The sequence below is a fragment of the Actinosynnema sp. NPDC023658 genome (assembly GCF_040639995.1).
GTDB lineage: Bacteria > Actinomycetota > Actinomycetes > Mycobacteriales > Pseudonocardiaceae > Actinosynnema.
Genome location: NZ_JBFAAX010001212.1, coordinates 1 through 1,528, shown reverse-complemented (window position 1 = coordinate 1,528; position 1,528 = coordinate 1). Strand labels below are relative to the sequence as shown.

Genomic DNA, 1,528 nt, shown 5'->3' with positions numbered 1-1,528 from the left:
GTGACGACGGCGACCTGCGGCTCAACGGCCGGTTGGCGGAATCCCGACTGGCCGCCGCCGGGGTGCCGGCCGCGACGGCGGTGCGCCCCGGCTCGCCCGGCCGGGTGGAGGTCCGCGTGCTCGGCGGCTTCACCGTGCTCGTGGACGACCAGCCGCTGCCCCCGCGCGCGTGGCAGTCCAGGAAGGCGCGCGACCTGCTGCGCGTGCTGATCGCCCGACGCGGCAACCCGGTGTCCCGCGACGAGCTGGCAGACCTGCTGTGGGGGCCGGTCGCCCGTGACGAGCGGCAGAAGGTGGCGCACCGGTTGGCGGTGGCGCTGTCCACGCTGCGCGCCGTGCTCGACCCGGACCGGCGGGCGCCGCCGGACCACTTCGTCGTGGCCAGCCAGAAGGACATCGCGGTCGACCTCGGCCGGCTCACCGTGGACGTCGAGGACCTGTTCGCCCAGGCCCGGTACGGGGCGCGGCTGCGGGAACGGGGTGAGGCGGCCGACGCGTGGGCGGTGCTGACCGCCGCGGACCACGCGTGCAGCGGCGAGGTCTTCGCCGACGACCCGTACCCGGACTGGGCCCGGCCGCTGCGCGAGGAGGCCCGCGCCACGCACCTGCGCGTGCTGCGGATGCTGGTCGAGCTGGGCCGGCGCGCGGGCGAGGTGGACGAGGTCGTGCGCCACCTGCTGCGCATCCTGTCGGTCGACCCCTACGACGAGCAGGCGCACCGGGACCTGGTCGCGAGCCTCGCGGAGGCGGGTCGGCACGGCGAGGCGTCGCGGGCGTTCCGGCGCTACTCCGCGGCGATGCTGGAGATCGGCGTGCCGGTGCGCGAGGTGCCCGGCTTCGTCGAGCGGTGACCGGTGGGGCGCCGGGCTTCCCCGGACACCCCACCGCTCACGGACTCACGGACTCACGTGTCCGCGGGGGCTCACCACCAGACGTTGACCGAGCTGACGATGTTGTCGAACCCGTAGGTCGACATGTTGAACCGCCAGTTGCCGCCCCAGGCGTTCAGCCACCCGCCGCCGAAGTTCGGGTCGGCGTAGAAGTTGGCGTTGCCGTTCATCAGGGCCGAGGAGATCACGTCGTTCCAGTTGCCGGCGCAGCCGAACACCCCGCAGCCCCGCGCGACGGCGACCAGGTTGTTCACGCTCCAGCCGGACTGGATGGCCTGCGAGTCGTCGTGCCCCTCGTCGCCGGAGTAGACGACGACGGACTGCCCGGCCGACAACGGCGTCACGGCCGCCTCGCGGCGCGCGACCTCCGACTTCGCCCTGCTCTCGTCCGTGTAGCCGACCAGCAGGTCCGGCGTCCGCTGGTCCGCGAAGAGGTAGAGCGGCTTGCCGTCGAACCGGCTGATCTGCTCCGGCGCCAGCCGCACCCCGTCGATCAGGAGCGGAACCCGGGGCACCGGCCGCGCGTGCACCCGGCCGGCCGGGGCGTTCGCCCCGGACGCCGCCACGGGGGGCCCTGCGGACGCCGCTGCGGGAGCCGTCACCGGAGCTGCCGCCGGCGCCGCCGCCGCGGGGACGAC

The 1,528-nt window shown here is 75.1% G+C and carries 2 protein-coding genes; one reads left to right on the top strand and one right to left on the bottom strand.

Features of this window, described 5'->3' with window-relative positions:
- Nucleotides 1–851, top strand: an 851-nt coding sequence (locus AB0G02_RS39630; protein ID WP_360805506.1) for a BTAD domain-containing putative transcriptional regulator, incomplete at its 5' end; no start/stop codon positions are given.
- A 71-nt stretch (nucleotides 852–922) separates the two neighbouring features.
- Here the strand turns inward: AB0G02_RS39630 and AB0G02_RS39625 are convergent.
- Nucleotides 923–1,528 (bottom strand): hypothetical protein (locus tag AB0G02_RS39625; protein ID WP_360805503.1); only part of this gene is annotated, 606 nt, incomplete at its 5' end.